This window comes from Pseudomonas baltica, from assembly GCF_014235765.1.
Taxonomy (GTDB): domain Bacteria; phylum Pseudomonadota; class Gammaproteobacteria; order Pseudomonadales; family Pseudomonadaceae; genus Aquipseudomonas; species Aquipseudomonas baltica.
The window spans coordinates 19,808-35,291 of record NZ_JACMYH010000010.1 but is presented as its reverse complement, the minus strand read 5'-3'; the positions used below and the strand labels follow the sequence as shown (position 1 = coordinate 35,291).

At 64.3% G+C, this 15,484-nt stretch carries 19 protein-coding genes; 12 read left to right on the top strand and 7 right to left on the bottom strand.

Going from position 1 to position 15,484, the window contains the following annotated elements; all coding sequences use genetic code 11:
* The first annotated feature begins 236 nt into the window (after positions 1–236).
* The 3 genes from H7993_RS19975 to H7993_RS19965 all read left to right on the top strand — a co-directional run bounded on the left by H7993_RS19975 (position 237) and on the right by H7993_RS19965 (position 3,338).
* Entirely contained in the window at positions 237–1,370 is a 1,134-nt protein-coding gene (locus H7993_RS19975) for an acyltransferase family protein (protein ID WP_185795439.1), read from the top strand.
* Positions 1,371–1,531: 161 nt separating this feature from the next.
* Positions 1,532–2,416: a sugar nucleotide-binding protein gene (locus H7993_RS19970; RefSeq protein ID WP_122475625.1), complete on the top strand. Its 885-nt coding sequence runs from the start codon at positions 1,532–1,534 to the stop codon at positions 2,414–2,416.
* The gene (locus tag H7993_RS19965) at positions 2,409–3,338 is read left to right on the top strand and encodes an NAD-dependent epimerase/dehydratase family protein (RefSeq protein WP_185795438.1); all 930 of its coding nucleotides are present in this window, start codon (positions 2,409–2,411) and stop codon (positions 3,336–3,338) included. Before H7993_RS19970 ends, H7993_RS19965 begins: the two co-directional genes overlap by 8 nt.
* A gap of 62 nt (positions 3,339–3,400) precedes the next feature.
* Here H7993_RS19965 and H7993_RS19960 read toward each other — a convergent pair whose 3' ends face one another.
* The 5 genes from H7993_RS19960 to H7993_RS19940 form a co-directional block, all read right to left on the bottom strand.
* Positions 3,401–4,099: an OmpW/AlkL family protein gene (locus H7993_RS19960; RefSeq protein WP_185795437.1), complete on the bottom strand. Its 699-nt coding sequence runs from the start codon at positions 4,097–4,099 to the stop codon at positions 3,401–3,403.
* 94 nt (positions 4,100–4,193) lie between these two features.
* Positions 4,194–4,709 carry a DUF3299 domain-containing protein gene (locus tag H7993_RS19955; RefSeq protein WP_122475619.1) on the bottom strand — a complete coding sequence of 172 codons (516 nt, stop codon included), beginning with the start codon at positions 4,707–4,709 and terminating at the stop codon, positions 4,194–4,196.
* 11 nt (positions 4,710–4,720) lie between these two features.
* The gene (locus H7993_RS19950) at positions 4,721–5,986 is read right to left on the bottom strand and encodes an ABC transporter permease (RefSeq protein ID WP_122475617.1); all 1,266 of its coding nucleotides are present in this window, start codon (positions 5,984–5,986) and stop codon (positions 4,721–4,723) included.
* On the bottom strand, positions 5,986–6,705 hold the full coding sequence (locus H7993_RS19945; RefSeq protein WP_122475615.1) for an ABC transporter ATP-binding protein: 720 nt from the start codon (positions 6,703–6,705) through the stop codon (positions 5,986–5,988). The genes H7993_RS19950 and H7993_RS19945 overlap by 1 nt, the downstream gene beginning before the upstream one ends.
* 3 nt (positions 6,706–6,708) lie before the next feature.
* Positions 6,709–7,302: a DUF2796 domain-containing protein gene (locus H7993_RS19940; protein ID WP_185795436.1), complete on the bottom strand. Its 594-nt coding sequence runs from the start codon at positions 7,300–7,302 to the stop codon at positions 6,709–6,711.
* A gap of 183 nt (positions 7,303–7,485) precedes the next feature.
* Between H7993_RS19940 and H7993_RS19935 the strand changes: the two genes are divergently transcribed.
* Entirely contained in the window at positions 7,486–7,842 is a 357-nt protein-coding gene (locus H7993_RS19935) for a hypothetical protein (RefSeq protein WP_185795435.1), read from the top strand.
* Positions 7,843–7,870: 28 nt separating this feature from the next.
* Here H7993_RS19935 and trxA read toward each other — a convergent pair whose 3' ends face one another.
* Both trxA and H7993_RS19925 read right to left on the bottom strand, forming a co-directional pair.
* Complete coding sequence (trxA, locus tag H7993_RS19930; RefSeq protein ID WP_185795434.1) at positions 7,871–8,743, bottom strand: thioredoxin; 873 nt, start codon at positions 8,741–8,743, stop codon at positions 7,871–7,873.
* 100 nt (positions 8,744–8,843) lie between these two features.
* Entirely contained in the window at positions 8,844–9,302 is a 459-nt protein-coding gene (locus H7993_RS19925; protein ID WP_185795433.1) for a YbaY family lipoprotein, read from the bottom strand.
* Positions 9,303–9,409: 107 nt separating this feature from the next.
* On the opposite strand from H7993_RS19925, the gene nrdR reads away from it, so the two are divergent.
* From nrdR to H7993_RS19885, 8 genes are all read left to right on the top strand, one after another.
* On the top strand, positions 9,410–9,874 hold the full coding sequence (gene nrdR / locus H7993_RS19920; RefSeq protein ID WP_161804299.1) for a transcriptional regulator NrdR: 465 nt from the start codon (positions 9,410–9,412) through the stop codon (positions 9,872–9,874).
* A gap of 5 nt (positions 9,875–9,879) precedes the next feature.
* Complete coding sequence (gene ribD, locus H7993_RS19915) at positions 9,880–11,037, top strand: bifunctional diaminohydroxyphosphoribosylaminopyrimidine deaminase/5-amino-6-(5-phosphoribosylamino)uracil reductase RibD (protein WP_185795432.1); 1,158 nt, start codon at positions 9,880–9,882, stop codon at positions 11,035–11,037.
* A gap of 45 nt (positions 11,038–11,082) precedes the next feature.
* Positions 11,083–11,745: a riboflavin synthase gene (locus H7993_RS19910; RefSeq protein ID WP_122475606.1), complete on the top strand. Its 663-nt coding sequence runs from the start codon at positions 11,083–11,085 to the stop codon at positions 11,743–11,745.
* A 34-nt stretch (positions 11,746–11,779) separates the two neighbouring features.
* Positions 11,780–12,871: a bifunctional 3,4-dihydroxy-2-butanone-4-phosphate synthase/GTP cyclohydrolase II gene (gene ribBA / locus H7993_RS19905; RefSeq protein ID WP_185795431.1), complete on the top strand. Its 1,092-nt coding sequence runs from the start codon at positions 11,780–11,782 to the stop codon at positions 12,869–12,871.
* 132 nt (positions 12,872–13,003) lie between these two features.
* The gene (gene ribH / locus H7993_RS19900; protein ID WP_122475602.1) at positions 13,004–13,480 is read left to right on the top strand and encodes a 6,7-dimethyl-8-ribityllumazine synthase; all 477 of its coding nucleotides are present in this window, start codon (positions 13,004–13,006) and stop codon (positions 13,478–13,480) included.
* The gene (nusB, locus tag H7993_RS19895) at positions 13,477–13,977 is read left to right on the top strand and encodes a transcription antitermination factor NusB (RefSeq protein WP_122475600.1); all 501 of its coding nucleotides are present in this window, start codon (positions 13,477–13,479) and stop codon (positions 13,975–13,977) included. Before ribH ends, nusB begins: the two co-directional genes overlap by 4 nt.
* A gap of 17 nt (positions 13,978–13,994) precedes the next feature.
* On the top strand, positions 13,995–14,960 hold the full coding sequence (gene thiL / locus H7993_RS19890; protein ID WP_185795430.1) for a thiamine-phosphate kinase: 966 nt from the start codon (positions 13,995–13,997) through the stop codon (positions 14,958–14,960).
* The gene (locus tag H7993_RS19885; protein ID WP_049860803.1) at positions 14,957–15,466 is read left to right on the top strand and encodes a phosphatidylglycerophosphatase A family protein; all 510 of its coding nucleotides are present in this window, start codon (positions 14,957–14,959) and stop codon (positions 15,464–15,466) included. The genes thiL and H7993_RS19885 overlap by 4 nt, the downstream gene beginning before the upstream one ends.
* Positions 15,467–15,484: the final 18 nt, after the last annotated feature.

Here is a 15,484-nt window from a genome sequence, read left to right as displayed (position 1 = left end):
CGCTCGCCAAAAAGCAGGCGAGGGTGCTGCTTCGAGCAGGCCTCATAAAGCGGCTTTGACGCCAGTTTTTCAGCTGTTTTCGCAGCGGCAAAATATAAATATATGCATCGCGTATTACCTTGCCCTGGCCCCGCCGCTTCACTAAGATTTTTCCAACTTCGCGGCCCTGTTGCCCACGCTTCGTTACCTGGAGCGCACTGCCTGCAGCCGATACACCCTTCGAACGGAATCACGTCATGGCTTCAGGTCAACGCTTTCACGCGCTCGACAGTCTTCGCGGTATCTGCGCGTTGGCCGTTGTGCTGTATCACCTGCACGTGGTCGGCAGTGTGACGGAGCTGGCGTTCTTTCGCAGTGCCGATTTGTTCGTGGATTTCTTCTTCGTGCTCAGCGGCTTCGTGATCACCCATGCCTACGGCGCGCGGCACGATCTGGACTTGCGTCGATTCTTCATTCTGCGCACCTTTCGTCTGGCGCCCTTGCATGTCTGTTTGCTGGGCGTGTTCATCGTCTTCGAGTTCGTGAAGTGGGGCGCCGCGCAGCAGGGGGTCAACTTCAACAAGGAGCCGTTCACCGGTATGTATGCGCCTTCGCAGATCGTGCCCAACTTGCTGTTGATCCAGGCGTGGACGCCGTGGACGGAAAACATGTCGTTCAACTATCCCTCCTGGAGCATCAGCATCGAGTACTACATGTATTTGATTTTCGCCGCGGTGGTGCTGTGCACGTCGGCGCGTCGGGTGCTGGTCTGGGCCGGGATCGTCATCGTCTCCATGGCAATGCTGTACAGCGGGGCAGGGCCGTTCACCGCGCTGGCCTACAAGGGGCTGGCGTGCTTCTTCGCCGGGGCGTTGTGCTACAAGGTGTTCGAGGCGTTGCGCCAGCGGGTGCAGCCGGGGTTCGCAATGGCTTCGCTGCTCGAAGTCGTGGCGGGCGGATCTATTGTCTGGGTGCTCAGCAGTGACGAGCCGAACAAGGCCATGCTGGCGAGCGCTCTGTTCTGCCTGACGGTGACCTTGTATGCGTTCGATGCCGGGATCGTTTCCAACGTGCTGAAGACGCGTGTGTTCGAGCTGCTGGGGCGACTTTCTTACTCGATCTACCTGACCCATGTGATCATTTTGAGTGTGTTGATCCTGCTGTTCATGGTGTTGGAGAAGAAGACCGGCTTGCCGCTGGCGCCGGTGTTCGGAGATTTCCGTTATCTGGACAGCGGTTATCCGTGGCTCAACAATCTGCTCGTGGGCCTGGTATTGCTGGCCGTGATCGGGGTTTCCTTCATCACCTACCACCTGATCGAGGTCAACGGGCAGAAGCTGGGGCGTCGTTTACTGGGGCATCGATTGCCTGCGCAGGCCGTGCCGGGCTGAGCCTGCGGCGCTGTCACGAAACCCTGTTTTTGATAGCGCGTGACGTCAGCGTCAGAAAAACGCAAAATGGCTGTTCGATTCGAGTGCGGGCGAAGGTTTTGTCGTCGACCACGTGCCTGCGGTTAATCTGAACTGCCAATTTGAACGGACCTGCTGACTCTATGCGAATGCGCCTTATGCTGTTGGGCGGTGGGAATGCCCTAGGACAAGCGCTGATTCGCCTCGGAGCGGAAGAGGGCATCGGCTTCCTGGCCCCGCGGCCGCCGGAAAACGGTTGGGACGGGGCGAGCCTCACCGACCTGCTCGATGAAACCCGCCCCGATGCGCTGATCAATCTGGCGTACTACTTCGACTGGTTTCAGGCCGATGCAGTGAGCCAGGCGCGCCTGGACCAACAAGAAATCGCGGTAGAGCGCCTGGCCGAACGCTGCCAGCAGCACCAGATCGTGCTGTTGCAGCCTTCCAGCTATCGTGTGTTCGATGGCTCGCGGGCCACTGCCTACAGCGAAAAGGACGAGCCGGTGCCCCTTGGCCTGCGCGGTCAGGCGTTGTGGCGCATCGAGCAGAGCGTGCGCGCGGCCTGCCCGCGGCACGTGCTGTTGCGGTTCGGCTGGCTGCTGGACGACAGCGCCGACGGCGTGCTGGGGCGCTACCTGCAGCGCGCCGAGCTGCCGCAACCGCTGCCGCTGGCCGATGACCGGCGCGGCAATCCGACCCCGGTGGATGATGCCGCGCGGGTGATCCTCTCGGTGCTCAAGCAGCTGGACTGCGAAGCGCCGCTGTGGGGCACCTACCACTATGCCGGCAACGAGGCGACCACTGCCTTGGCCCTTGGCCAGGCGATCATCAGCGAAGCCAGGACGATGCACGCACTGGCGATCGATGCGCCCACCGCGCAGGCCCACGCCGCGCGGCCCGATGCCGGGGAAGAACCGCAGCACGCCGTGCTGGCCTGCAAGAAAATCCTGCACACCTTCGGTATCAAGCCGCGCGCCTGGCGTTCGGGGCTGCCGAGCCTTCTGGACAGATACTACCGACATGGCTGATACACCCATTCTGATCACCGGCGGTGCCGGTTTCATTGGCTCCCATCTGGTCGATGCGTTGCTGGCCGAAGGTCACTCGGTGCGGGTGCTCGACGACTTGTCCACAGGCAAGCGCAGCAACCTGCCGATGGAAAACCCCAGGCTGGAGCTGATCGAAGGCGATGTCGCCGACGCACGCCTGTTGGCAAAGGTGGTAGGCGGCTGCAAAGCGGTGGTGCACCTGGCCGCGGTCGCTTCGGTGCAGGCTTCCGTGGACGATCCAGTGAAGACTCACCAGAGCAACTTCATCGGCACCTTGAACCTGTGCGAAGCGATGCGTCTGGCGGGGGTCAAGCGTGTGCTGTTCGCTTCCAGTGCCGCGGTGTATGGCAACAATGGCGAAGGTGAGGCGGTTGGCGAGAACACACCCAAGGCACCTTTGACGCCCTATGCATCGGACAAGCTGGCCAGTGAGTACTATCTGGACTTCTACCGCCGCGAGCATGGGCTGGAGCCGGTGGTGTTTCGCTTCTTCAATATCTACGGGCCGAGGCAGGATCCTTCCTCGCCGTATTCGGGCGTCATCAGTATTTTCAGCGAGCGTGCCCAGCGTGGGCAGCCGATCAGCCTGTTCGGCGATGGCGAACAGACCCGCGACTTCTTCTATGTCGGTGACCTGGTGACCTTGCTGATGCAGGGATTGCAGCAGCCCGCCGTGCAACCGGGGGCGGTGAACGTAGGGCTGAACCAGGCGACGTCGCTCAATCAGCTGCTGGCGGGGCTGGGCGCAGTGCTGGGCGGTTTGCCGGCGGTGAGCCACGGCCCGGCGCGTGCGGGCGATATCCGTCACTCGCGCGCCGACAACGCCTTGCTGCTGGAACGCTTCGAACTGGGCCCTGTGACGCCGCTGGAAGAAGGGTTGCGGCGCCTCCTGGCACTGTAACCGCCCACTGCCGCCAGCCCGTTGCCGCACCGATGGGGCAGGGCTGGCGGCAGGATCGTTGCCTAGAACTTGTAGCCCACACCCACCATGTACACCCACGGATCGACTTCCAGGTCGACTTTGGTGCGGCCGACGCCCAGCGCCGTGGGGCCTTCGACGCTGGCCTTGGTGTCGATGTCGACGTACCAAACCGATGCGTTGAGCATCATGTGCTCGCCCAACATGTAGTCAAACCCCAATTGCCCGGCGATGCCGACCGAATCCTGGATCTTCAGGTTGTTGAAGCCCTGCTGCTTGCGCGCACCACTCAAATCTTCGTCGTAGAACAGGGTGTAGTTGATGCCGACGCCGGCGTACGGCTGGAAGCGCGACGTTGGCGCCAATGGGTAGTACTGCAATGACAGGGTGGGAGGCAGTTGCTTGACGTCTGCCAGCTTGCCGTCGAGCCCGCCGATACCGGTGGCGGCGCTGATTCCGCGCACGCCTACGGTGTGCTGGAATGGAGTGGCCGCCAGCAGCTCGATGCCGACGTGGTCGGTGAGCATGTAGGCGAAGGCCAGGCCCAGCTGCGTGTCGCTGTCGAGGGTAGCCTTGGTGCCTGCGACCTTGGCACCGTCCAGCTTGAGCTGGCCGCTGTCTTCATTGGGCGCGGTGGTGGCGGCGCCGGCGCGAATGATCATGTCGCCGGCCTGGTGGGCCTGTGCCTGTGAGGTTGCCAGCGCCAGGGCAATCAGTGAGGCGCCGAGCAAGGACTTGTTCATGGGGGCTCCATTGGGGAATGCGAAGGACATTCGCCCAATGGTAGTCAGTGCGTCGCTGCGGTTTTTTGATCTGGCTCAATGAAAAGTCATTGGCTCAGTCGGGAAGTTCGTAGGCATAGATCTTCGCCGCAGCCATCTGGTAGCCGGCCTGGGCCAGGTCGCTGGTGCTGGCCTTGACCTGCATGGGTCCCTCGATCCAGTAGGGCTGGTAGAGCTCTTCGACCTTGACCCCGACGGCGCTGGTGACGTGCACGATCTGGTTGGACGGCGGCGGCGGTACATGGATGCAGGCGCCGAAATAGGGCACAAGGAGAAACTCGGTGGTCCGACCGGCCTCGTTGACCTCCAGCGGCACGATGTAGCCGGGGATGCGCAGCTGCTGACCGTCCAGTGCCTGGACCACGGGTGCATCGGGCGCCTGCTGGTGGACGGCAGGCGCTGCTTCGACCAAGGTCGTGCCGATGTTCGCCAGATCGTGCATTGGCGTCATCTGCGGGGTCAGCTTGGGCGCATCCGGCGGGATAAGCGCCTCCCAGCTGACTTCCTTGAGCTCGGCTGCGGACAGCGACATGCTGGTCAGCAGCAACAGGGCCATTACCGCGCGCAACATAGGTGAAATCCTCACAGGTGGATCGACAGGCCGTCGGCCAGAGATTGCCGGTAGGCGCGCCAGGCCGGGATCGCGCCCATGACCACTGCGGCTGCGAGGATGATCCCCAGCAGCGACCACTCATAGGCGCTGGGCAGGCTCAGCGGCAGATACAGGCCGTAGTTGGACTGCACGTAGCCCTGCGCGCAGGCAATGCCCAGGTACAACAATGCCATGCCCGCGAGGATTCCGACCAGTGCCAGGGCGAAGGCTTCGAGAATCAGCAGGCCGGCGATGTGCCAGGGACGAGCGCCGACCGAGCGCAGGATGGCCATCTCGCGGCGGCGTTCGTTGAGGCTGGTGACGATGGCCGTGAGCATGCCGATCAGGCCGGTCAGCACGACGAATACGGAGATCACGAACAACGCTTGTTCTGCGGTGCCCATCAGGCTCCACAGCTCCTGCAGGGCCACGCCGGGCAGGATCGCCATCAACGGTTCGCCGCGAAAGTCGTTGATGTCGCGTTGCAGGGCGAAGGTGGCGATCTTGCTGTTCAGGCCGACCATGAACGCGGTGATGGCGCTGGGTGTGAGGTCCATGTTGCGCGCCTGGTCGGCGCTGATGCGTCCGGCGCCGCGCGCCGGTACGCCATTCTTCCAGTCGACATGGATCGCTTCCATGCCGCCCAGGCTGATGTGCAGCGTGCGATCGACCGGCGTACCGGTGCGGGCGAGGATGCCGACGACGGTGAACGGCTTGTCGTCGTGCTTGACCAGGCTGATCGCCGCCACGCCGTGGGCCAGCACCAGTTTGTCGCCCAGCTTGTAATGCAGGGCATCGGCGACCTGCGCGCCAAGCACCACCTCGAACGGGTCGGTCTGGAAGGCACGGCCCTGGACCACCTGCAGCGACTGCCGGCGGCCGTACTGATAGTGTTCGAAATAGCTCTGGTTGGTGCCCATGACCCGGTAGCCGCGGTGCGAGTCACCCAGCGAGATGGGGATGGCCCACTTGACCTGCGGGTTGTTGGCGTAATGCTCGAAACTGTCCCAGCGGATGTTGTTGGTCGCGTTGCCGATGCGGAACACCGAGTAAAGCAGCAGGTTGACCGAGCCGGAGCGGGCGCCGACGATCAGGTCGGTACCGCTGACCGTGCTGGCGAAGCTGGCACGGGCTTCGTGGCGCACACGTTCCACGGCCAGCAGCAGGCACACCGACAGGGCAATGGCGAAGGCGGTCAGGAACGCGGTGAAGCGGCGGTTGGCCAGGCTGGCCAGGGCAAGACGAAGCAGGTACATCAAGACACCTCGGGTGAGGCAGGGCGTGCTGCGTGGTTGAGTTCGGCCAGGGACAGGTGGCGGTCGAACAGAGGCGCCAGGCTTTGATCGTGGCTGACGAACAGCAGGCTCGAGCCGGCGGCGCGACATTCGGCGAACAGCAGTTGGATAAAGGCTTCACGGGCGTCGCTGTCCAACGCCGAGGTCGGCTCGTCGGCGATCACCAGTTCGGGCTGGCCGATCAGCGCGCGCGCAGCCGCCACGCGTTGCTGCTGACCGATGGAGAGGGTGTCGGCACGGCGTTGGAGCAGGGCCGGATCGGTCAGGCCAAGGTGTGCCAGCAGTTGCGTGGCCGCCTGGGCAACACTGCCATGGCGCTGCACGGCGCGAGCGGTGCGGCGGCGGGAGAAGCGGCAGGGCAGCTCCACGTTCTCACGCACCGACAGGAACGGCAGCAGGTTGAATTGCTGGAAGATGTAGCCCGTGTGTTCGACGCGAAACCGGTCACGGGCGGCAAAGCTCAACTCGCTCAGGTTCTGCCCGAGCAAGTGAACGCTGCCATGCTGCGGCGTGTGCACGCCGCCGAGCAGGCCCAGCAGGGTGGTCTTGCCACTGCCGCTGGGGCCCTTCAGGAACAGGGTTTCCCCACGCTCCAGACGGAACGCGGGAATGTCCAGCAACATCGCTTGGCCAGGCCAGGCAAAGCCCAGTTCGGCCAGCTCGATCAATGCATCGCTCATGGGTCAGAATGTCAGGCTGCTTTGCTTGGGGGTGAGGTCCGTACCCTGCTGGCCGGACGGGCCGATCAGTTGTACCTGAATTTTCTGGGTGGCGGGGAAGGTGCTGAACAAGCGCGCCAGGTCCAGGTGTTCCAGGGCCTGTGGCGACGCGCAGGTGAAGTGGTAGTGCGCATGAATCTCGCTGTGCTCGTGGTGATGCTCTTCACCTTGCTTGGTTTCTGCGGCGTCGTGCTCGTGGGCAGGCTTGTCGCCGAACAACGGGCTTTCCAGCTTCTGCTCGGCGACTTTGCAGTTGGCTGCGGCGGGCAGGCCGAACAGGGCCAGGGGTTGCTCGAGGGTCTTGCGTGCCGCGGCGACCTTGGCCTTGTCGGCATCGCTGCTGGCGGCATGCTCGAAGCCCACCAGGTTCATGGCCGGGCTTTGCAGTTCCAGTTCGAGGGATTGGCCATCCAGGGCGGCGTCCAATCGTGCCACGCCGTGTTCGTGGGCGCCGAGGCTGCCGTGCTCATGCTCATGCTCATGCTCGTGGCCCTCCTCGTGGGCATGGGCGACGAAGGGCAGCAGAGCGAAGGGCAGGGCAAGCATGAGACGGCGCATTGGGGAATCTCGTGAGCGATATGGAAACGCAATGTTATAACAAATTTACATTGGGTTGCCATGTGTCTGTAAAGATTCATGTTCGGTTCAGGCAATGCGTACAGAGGGCTTGAAGTCGAAGCCGGGATTGCTTCACCCGCGAGGCGCTGCTACAACGAGGCCTCGTTATGGAAGGGCATCCGCATGATCAGAATCAAAGGCACCGTAGGCAACCTGCCGGTGGACCTGGCCATAGACATGGACGCTGAGGACTGGGCGCACCTGACCGGTCCCTTCGCGACAGCATCCGAAAACGCGACAACGGCGGCAACGCCGCCTGCGCAGAGCAAGGCCAGGGCCGAGGACAACGGCGTGTGGCGCAGCGTGCTGTTGCTGCTGGAACAGGCAGGAAGGATAGAGGGCCCGGCGTTGCTGGATCAGGTTCAGGGACTGGTGGGGGACGTGGCGGCTGGCAAGCGAATGCTGGTGCGCTTGCGCCATTGCCCGCAGGTGAAGGTAGAAGCCGGCGCGGATGCGCCGGTCTATTGCTGGGTAGGCTAGCCAAAAGCACGGCGTGCCCGGCAGTCCGTCAGTACAGCGCGGCGAACAGCTTGCGGCGGTAGCTGGTCACCAGCGGGTGGTCGTTGCCGAGCAGCTCGAACACCTGCAGCAATGTCTTGTGCGGCAGCCCTTCGCTGTAACTGCGATTGCGCATGAACAGCTGTAGCAGTCCGTCCAGTGCTGCTTCGTAATGCTGCCGTGACAGCTGCTGGATGCACAGTTGGTACGCTGCTTCGTCGTCGCCAGCGTCGCGGGCCAGACGTGCCTTGAGGTCGGCTGCATCGGGCAGGGCCGCCGCCTGACGCAGGAAGGTCAGTTGCGCTTTGGCCCCGGCCAACGCAGCTTTGTGCTCGTCACCACTGACGGCATCGAGTACCTGTTGCGCTTCGTCCAGCTCGCCGCGTTCGGCCAGGCAGCGAGCGAACAGGATCAGCGCGCCAGGGTTGGCATTGTCTTCGGCCAGCAGCCCCTTCAAGGTCTGCTCGGCTTCGCCGAAGCGGCTCTCGCTGAACAGGGCCTGCGCCAGTTCCAGTGGGTCGGCGGCCGCCGGCGGTGGCATCTGCACATGGGGCTCGAGCAGGGCGCGGATGGCCGATTCCGGCTGCGCACCGGCGAAGCCGTCGACAGGCTGACCATCCTTGAACAACACCACGGTGGGCAGGCTGCGAATGCCGAAGCGGCCGACGATGTCGGGTTCGGCGTCGCAGTCGACCTTGGCCAGAATCAGCTCGCCTGCGTAGCCCTCGGCAATCTGTTGCAGCAAAGGCATCAGCACTTTGCAGGGGGCGCACCACTCGGCCCAGAAATCCACCAGCACGGGTTTGATGTAGGAGTTCTGGATGACGGCCTGATCGAAATCGGCTGTGGTCACGTCGAAGATGTACGGGGTTTCTTGACTCATGTGAATCTCGCGGATCTGCGGTTCGGTGGACTATAAGGGATTCGAATCGGGCCCACCACCGCCGCTCGTTTGGCCGGATGGTGGGCGTTGCCCGAGCGTTTCAGGGGGCCTTGATCATTTCCAGGTTGCCCAGCAGCTGGGTGGTGGGCTGGTTGATCTGCACGGCAGGCAGGTGCAGGATCAACTGCCCCGACTGACTGGCGCGGGCGCGCAGCTCGACCCGCGAACCGGCCGGGAAGGCTTCGGCGGCAAAGCGCAGCTGGAAGGGCAGGGGTTGGCCGGTGCCCCGCTGCTTGGCGCTGGCCAGCAGTTTCTGCGGGCGCGCCCGGGAATCGATCACCAGCAGGGCCATCTCGACTTCGGCGCCGGCGGGTACGCCGAGCAGGTTGCCGCTGAGCTGGCGCTGGTAGGCCGGCAAAGGCCCCAGTTCCACGGGCGCCTTGATGACGGGCGCTGCCGTCGGCGGCGGGGTAGCGCTGGCCACGGGCTTGGGCGCATCACTGCTGCAGGCGGCGAGCAGGCTGAAGAGAGCGAGCAGAACGAGCGACTTGGACGGCATTTCGAAACCCAACGAAAGTAGAGCCGTCTGTATACCGCAAAGCCCCGGGCTTGTCTTGCCAGTGGGATGCGCTACCATGGCCCTCCCTTTTTTTGTTGCCTGCCACCATGCACTGTCCCTTCTGCGGTGCCAACGACACCAAGGTCATCGACTCACGACTGGTCGCCGAGGGCGAGCAAGTACGCCGGCGCCGTGAGTGCCTGGCTTGCGGTGAGCGTTTCACCACCTTCGAAACCGCCGAACTGGTGCTCCCGCGACTGATCAAGCAAGACGGCAGCCGCCAGCCTTTCGACGAAGAAAAACTGCGCGCGGGCATGCAGCGAGCGCTGGAAAAACGCCCTGTCAGTGTCGAGCGCCTCGAGGCGGCGCTGGTGCATATCAAGCATCAGTTGCGCGCCACGGGCGAACGCGAGGTCAAGTCGCTGGTCGTCGGCGAGTGGGTCATGACCGAGCTGCAAAAGCTCGATGAAGTGGCCTACATCCGTTTTGCTTCGGTGTATCGGCGCTTCCAGGACCTGGACGAGTTTCGCGAGGAAATCGACCGCCTGGCGCGCGAGCCGGCGAAGGAATGATGAGCATGCCCGACCCGACGGCCAGTGATACCCGGCACATGGCCCGCGCGTTGGAGTTGGCGCGCAAAGGCGTGTATTCCACTCATCCCAATCCACGCGTGGGTTGCGTGATCGTGCGTGACGGTGAAACGGTCGGCGAAGGCTGGCACATGCAGGCCGGCGGCCCCCATGCCGAGGTGCATGCACTGCGCCAGGCCGGCACCCGCGCGCGGGGCGCCACGGCCTATGTAACGCTCGAGCCGTGCAGCCACTACGGGCGTACGCCGCCATGCGCCGAGGCGTTGGTCGAAGCCGGCGTGGCGCGGGTGGTGGTGGCCATGCAGGACCCCAATCCGCAGGTGGCCGGGCAGGGCCTGGAGCGCCTGCGACAAGCGGGCATCGCCGTCACGTGCCCGCTGCTCGCCGCCGAGGCCCGGGCACTGAACCCCGGATTTCTCAAACGCATGGAACACGGCCAGCCCTACGTTCGGGTAAAACTGGCCATGAGTTTGGACGGGCGCACGGCCATGGCCAGCGGCGAGAGCCAGTGGATCACCGGGCCTGCCGCGCGTTCGGCAGTGCAGCGCTTGCGGGCGCAATCCAGCGCCGTACTGACCGGCGCCGACAGCGTGATTGCCGACGGTGCGCGGATGACCGTGCGCGCCTCCGAGTTGGGGCTGGATGCCGAGGCTACCGAGCTGGCAACGCGCCGCGTGCCATTGCGCATTCTGATCGACGGCCGCCTGCGGGTGCCGCTGGATGCGCCGTTCTTCCAGGCCGGGCCGGCGCTGGTCGTGACCTGCGCAGACGCAACGGATCACCCCGAATACCTTCAGGCCGGTCACGAACTGCTGAGCCTGCCGGGCAGGGAGGGGCGAGTCGATCTGCCGGCTCTGTGCGGCGAGTTGGCGCGCCGAGGCCTCAACGAAGTCCTGGTGGAAGCCGGAGCGAGCCTGGCAGGGGCCTTCGCCCGCCAAGGCCTGGTGGACGAGTATCAGATATTCATTGCCGCCAAGTTCATGGGCTCCACGGCGCGGCCGTTGCTCGACTGGCCACTGGCGCACTTGAGCGAATCGCCGCAGTTGCAGATCATCGACATGACGGCGGTGGGCGACGACTGGCGCGTGATCGCCGTCCCGACCCTTGCGCCACAGCCCGCTACGGCACCGGCAAAGCGCGTATAATTTCCGGCTTGCGCCTCGCGCCAGCCTTGTTCTCGAGGAGGACTCATGTTCACCGGCATCATCGAATCCATCGGCAGCATCCGTGCGTTGACCCCCAAGGGCGGTGACGTGCGCGTACACGTCGACACCGGCAAGCTCGACCTGGGCGATGTCAAACTCGGCGACAGCATTGCCATCAATGGCGTCTGCCTCACGGCCGTCGAACTGCCGGGCAACGGCTTCGTCGCCGACGTCAGCCGCGAAACCCTGGACTGCACCGCTTTCCACCAGCTCAAGAACGGCAGCCGGGTCAACCTGGAAAAGGCCCTGACCCCCACCACGCGTTTGGGTGGGCACCTGGTCAGCGGCCATGTCGATGGCGTCGGCGAGGTGGTTTCACGCCAGGAAAACGCCCGCGCCGTGGAATTCCGTATCCGCGCGCCGAAAGAGTTGGCCAAGTACATCGCCCACAAGGGTTCGATCACCGTCGACGGCACCAGCCTGACGGTGAACGCCGTGGATGGCGCCGAGTTCGCATTGACGATCATTCCGCACACGCTGAGCGAAACCATCATGGACGACTACCGTCCAGGTCGCCTGGTCAACCTCGAGGTCGATCTGCTGGCGCGCTACCTTGAGCGTCTGCTGCTGGGCGACAAGGCCAGCGAGCCGAGCCAGGGCGCCATCAGCGAAAGCTTCCTGGCGGCCAACGGCTACCTGAAATCCTGAACAGCGCGCTGTTCTGAACACAAGGGGGTGCCGCGTGGCGCTCAACACGATCGAAGAGCTGGTGGAAGATATCCGCCAGGGCAAGATGGTCATCCTGATGGATGACGAAGACCGCGAAAACGAAGGCGACCTGATCATGGCCGCCGAATGCTGCAAGGCCGAGCACATCAACTTCATGGCCCGCCACGCGCGTGGCCTGATCTGCATGCCGATGACCCGCGAGCGCTGCGAGACGCTCAAGCTGCCGCTGATGGCGCCGCGCAACGGGTCGGGCTTCGGTACCAAGTTCACCGTGTCCATCGAAGCGGCCACCGGCGTGACCACCGGCATCTCCGCCGCCGACCGCGCCCGCACGGTGCAGGCCGCGGCTGCGGCCGATGCGCGCGCCGAGGACATCGTCAGCCCTGGGCACATCTTCCCGTTGATGGCCCAGGCGGGCGGCACGCTGGCCCGCGCGGGCCACACCGAGGCTGCGTGCGACCTGGCGCGGATGGCCGGCTTCGAGCCCAGCGGGGTGATCTGCGAGGTAATGAACGACGACGGCACCATGTCGCGCCGTGCCGAACTGGAAGTGTTCGCGGCCCAGCATGACATCAAGATCGGCACCATTGCCGATCTGATCCACTATCGGATGATCCATGAACGTACCGTTCAGCGGATTGCCGAGCAGCCGCTGGACAGTGAGCTGGGCCAGTTCAACCTGGTGACCTATCGTGATTCGGTGGAAGGCGACGTGCACATGGCGCTGACCCTGGGCACAGTGGTGGCGGACCAGCCGACCCTGGTGCGGGTGCATAACATGGACCCGCTGCGCGACCTGCTGATGGTCAAGCAACCGGGCCGCTGGAGCCTGCGCGCGGCGATGAGCGCGGTTGCCGAGGCCGGCAGTGGCGTGGTGCTGTTGCTCGGCCACCAGCAGGACGGCGACGTGCTGCTGGCGCACCTGCGTGAAAGTGCCGGGCAGGCCGTGGCAAAAACCCCGACCACCTACAGTATCGTCGGCGCCGGTTCGCAGATCCTGCGCGACCTGGGCGTGCGCAAGATGCGCCTGCTCAGCTCGCCAATGAAGTTCAATGCGATATCCGGATTCGATCTGGAAGTTGTAGAATACGTGCCCTCCGAATAAAGACAGGCTGCAAGGGTGGCGGCGGTGCCGATGCATCGGCCTGCCCGTGACCTGCAGTCTCGATGTTCGTGATCCATTATCCGCAGAGGCCGCCTGCAGGCGGCCTGGCTCTTTAAGATGAGACAGACCCGAATGACCCTGAAGACCATCGAAGGTAACTTCATCGCCCCCAAAGGCCGCTACGCCCTGGTGGTTGGCCGCTTCAACAGCTTCGTCGTCGAAAGCCTGGTGAGCGGCGCCGTCGATGCCCTGGTTCGCCACGGCGTCAGCGAAAGCGACATCACCCTGATTCGCGCCCCGGGCGCGTTCGAGATCCCGCTGGTCGCGCAGAAGGTTGCACAGCAAAGCGAATACGCCGCGATCATCGCGCTGGGCGCGGTGATTCGGGGCGGCACGCCGCACTTCGAATACGTTGCCGGCGAATGCACCAAAGGTCTGTCCCAGGTGTCGATGGAGTTCGGTGTACCGGTCGCCTTCGGCGTACTGACCGTGGACACCATCGAGCAGGCCATCGAGCGCTCCGGCACCAAGGCTGGCAACAAGGGTGCGGAAGCTGCGCTTTCTGCCCTGGAAATGGTCAGCCTGCTGGCGCAGTTGGAGGCCAAGTGATCAACGACGAAAGCGATCGCTTCAATCCACGCGATCCTAAGCCTGCGGACGCCGGCAAGCCTTCACGCAGCGCCAAGCGCCGCGAGGCGCGTCAATTGGCAACCCAGGCCCTGTACCAATGGCACATGGCCAAGCATTCGCTGAACGAGATCGAAGCGCAGTTCCGCGTCGACAACGATTTTGGTGACGTCGACGGCGCCTATTTCCGCGAAATCCTGCACGGTGTGCCGGCCAGCCGCGATGAAATCGACAGCGCCCTGGCGCCGTGCCTGGACATCACCATCGACGAGCTCGATCCGGTCGAGTTGGCCGTGCTGCGCTTGTCCACCTGGGAACTGCTCAAGCGGGTCGACGTGCCTTACCGTGTGGTGATCAACGAAGGTATCGAGCTGGCCAAGGTGTTCGGTTCCACCGACGGCCACAAGTTCGTCAACGGCGTGCTCGACAAGCTGGCGCCGAGCTTGCGTGGCCCGGAAGTGGCAGCGCACAAGCGCTGATCGCGGACATGCAGCCCATGGGCGAATTCGAGCTGATCCGACACTATTTCGCCGCCGCGTCCTGTGCGCGGGCCGGCGATGGTGTGGCCTTGGGCATCGGCGACGATTGTGCCCTGCTGGCGCTGGCGCCGGGCGAGCAGATGGCGGTTTCCACCGACACCCTGGTTGCCGGCGTGCATTTTCCCCAGGGTGCCGACCCACTCCTGCTGGGCCAGCGCGCCCTGGCCGTCGCGGCCAGCGACCTGGCTGCCATGGGGGCCAGCCCTCTGGGATTTACCCTGGCCCTGACCCTGCCCAGCTTTTCGGCGCAGTGGCTGCAAGGGTTCGCCACCGGCCTGGATGCCATGGCCGAGCGCTGCGGCCTGCGCCTGGTCGGGGGTGACACCACGCGTGGCCCGTTGAGCCTGACCCTGACTGTGTTCGGCCATCTGCCCCATGGCTTGGCGCTGACGCGTAGCGGTGCCCGGCCGGGTGATCTGCTGTGTGTCGGCGGCAGGCTGGGCGACGCTGCGGGCGCGCTGCCGCTGGTGCTTGGCCAGCGACATGCCGAGCCTGCGGTGGCCGGGCCCTTGCTGGCTCACTACTGGTCACCGCTGCCGCAATTCGCGCTGGGCCAGGCCTTGCGGGGCAGGGCCAGCGCGGCGCTGGATATCTCCGACGGCTTGTTGGCCGACTGCGGCCACATTGCCAGGGCGTCGAAAGTCGCCTTGCGGGTGGAACGCGAGCGACTGCCGGTGTCCAATGCCCTGCAGTCGCTGCTCGGCCTGGAACAGGCCTGGTCAGCGGCGCTGAGCGGGGGGGACGACTATGTACTGGCTTTCACCCTGCCTCCTGAAGAAGAAACCACCCTGCGCGCTCAGGGCGCGGTGTTTTTCGTCATCGGCCAAGCGAGTGTTGGCGAAGGCGTCACGCTGGTCGACCGTCACGGCCAGGACATCACCCCGACCATTCGGGGCTACCAACATTTTGCGGAGACACCGTGACAGACCATCCCAACCAGGTTCCAGCGGAGTTCGTGCCCCCTTCGGTGTGGCGTAATCCATGGCATTTCCTGGCCTTCGGTTTTGGCTCCGGAACCTTGCCCAAGGCGCCGGGCACCTGGGGATCGATGGTCGCCGTGCCGTTCATTCCGTTGTGGCAGATGTTGCCCGACTGGGGCTACTGGCTGATGCTGGGCGTAAGCATGCTGTTCGGCATCTGGCTGTGCGGCAAGGTCGCCGACGACCTGCGCGTGCACGATCACGAAGGCATCGTCTGGGACGAGATGGTCGGCATGTGGATCACCCTGTGGCTGGTGCCCGAAGGTTGGGTCTGGCTGCTGGTGGGGTTTCTGGTGTTCCGCTTCTTCGACATTCTCAAGCCATGGCCGATTCGCTGGATAGATCGCCACGTGCATGGCGGTGTGGGTATCATGTTCGATGATGTGCTGGCTGGGGTCTTTGCCTGGTTGGCCATGCAGCTGCTGGTGTGGGGCTGGAGCTTCGTGTGAATCGGCGTGCAGGCCGGC

Excerpts from the sequence above, each read along its gene's own strand:
- H7993_RS19960 (WP_185795437.1), bottom strand. The coding sequence starts at position 4,099 with ATGAACAAGTCCTTGCTCGGCGCCTCACTGATTGCCCTGGCGCTGGCA.
- thiL (WP_185795430.1), top strand. The coding sequence starts at position 13,995 with ATGGGCGAATTCGAGCTGATCCGACACTATTTCGCCGCCGCGTCCTGT.
- H7993_RS19925 (WP_185795433.1), bottom strand. The coding sequence starts at position 9,302 with ATGCCGTCCAAGTCGCTCGTTCTGCTCGCTCTCTTCAGCCTGCTCGCC.
- H7993_RS19910 (WP_122475606.1), top strand. The coding sequence starts at position 11,083 with ATGTTCACCGGCATCATCGAATCCATCGGCAGCATCCGTGCGTTGACC.
- H7993_RS19955 (WP_122475619.1), bottom strand. The coding sequence starts at position 4,709 with ATGTTGCGCGCGGTAATGGCCCTGTTGCTGCTGACCAGCATGTCGCTG.
- H7993_RS19950 (WP_122475617.1), bottom strand. The coding sequence starts at position 5,986 with ATGTACCTGCTTCGTCTTGCCCTGGCCAGCCTGGCCAACCGCCGCTTC.
- H7993_RS19935 (WP_185795435.1), top strand. The coding sequence starts at position 7,486 with ATGATCAGAATCAAAGGCACCGTAGGCAACCTGCCGGTGGACCTGGCC.
- H7993_RS19940 (WP_185795436.1), bottom strand. The coding sequence starts at position 7,302 with ATGCGCCGTCTCATGCTTGCCCTGCCCTTCGCTCTGCTGCCCTTCGTC.
- ribH (WP_122475602.1), top strand. The coding sequence starts at position 13,004 with ATGACCCTGAAGACCATCGAAGGTAACTTCATCGCCCCCAAAGGCCGC.
- trxA (WP_185795434.1), bottom strand. The coding sequence starts at position 8,743 with ATGAGTCAAGAAACCCCGTACATCTTCGACGTGACCACAGCCGATTTC.
- nrdR (WP_161804299.1), top strand. The coding sequence starts at position 9,410 with ATGCACTGTCCCTTCTGCGGTGCCAACGACACCAAGGTCATCGACTCA.
- H7993_RS19975 (WP_185795439.1), top strand. The coding sequence starts at position 237 with ATGGCTTCAGGTCAACGCTTTCACGCGCTCGACAGTCTTCGCGGTATC.
- ribD (WP_185795432.1), top strand. The coding sequence starts at position 9,880 with ATGCCCGACCCGACGGCCAGTGATACCCGGCACATGGCCCGCGCGTTG.
- H7993_RS19970 (WP_122475625.1), top strand. The coding sequence starts at position 1,532 with ATGCGAATGCGCCTTATGCTGTTGGGCGGTGGGAATGCCCTAGGACAA.
- H7993_RS19945 (WP_122475615.1), bottom strand. The coding sequence starts at position 6,705 with ATGAGCGATGCATTGATCGAGCTGGCCGAACTGGGCTTTGCCTGGCCT.
- H7993_RS19965 (WP_185795438.1), top strand. The coding sequence starts at position 2,409 with ATGGCTGATACACCCATTCTGATCACCGGCGGTGCCGGTTTCATTGGC.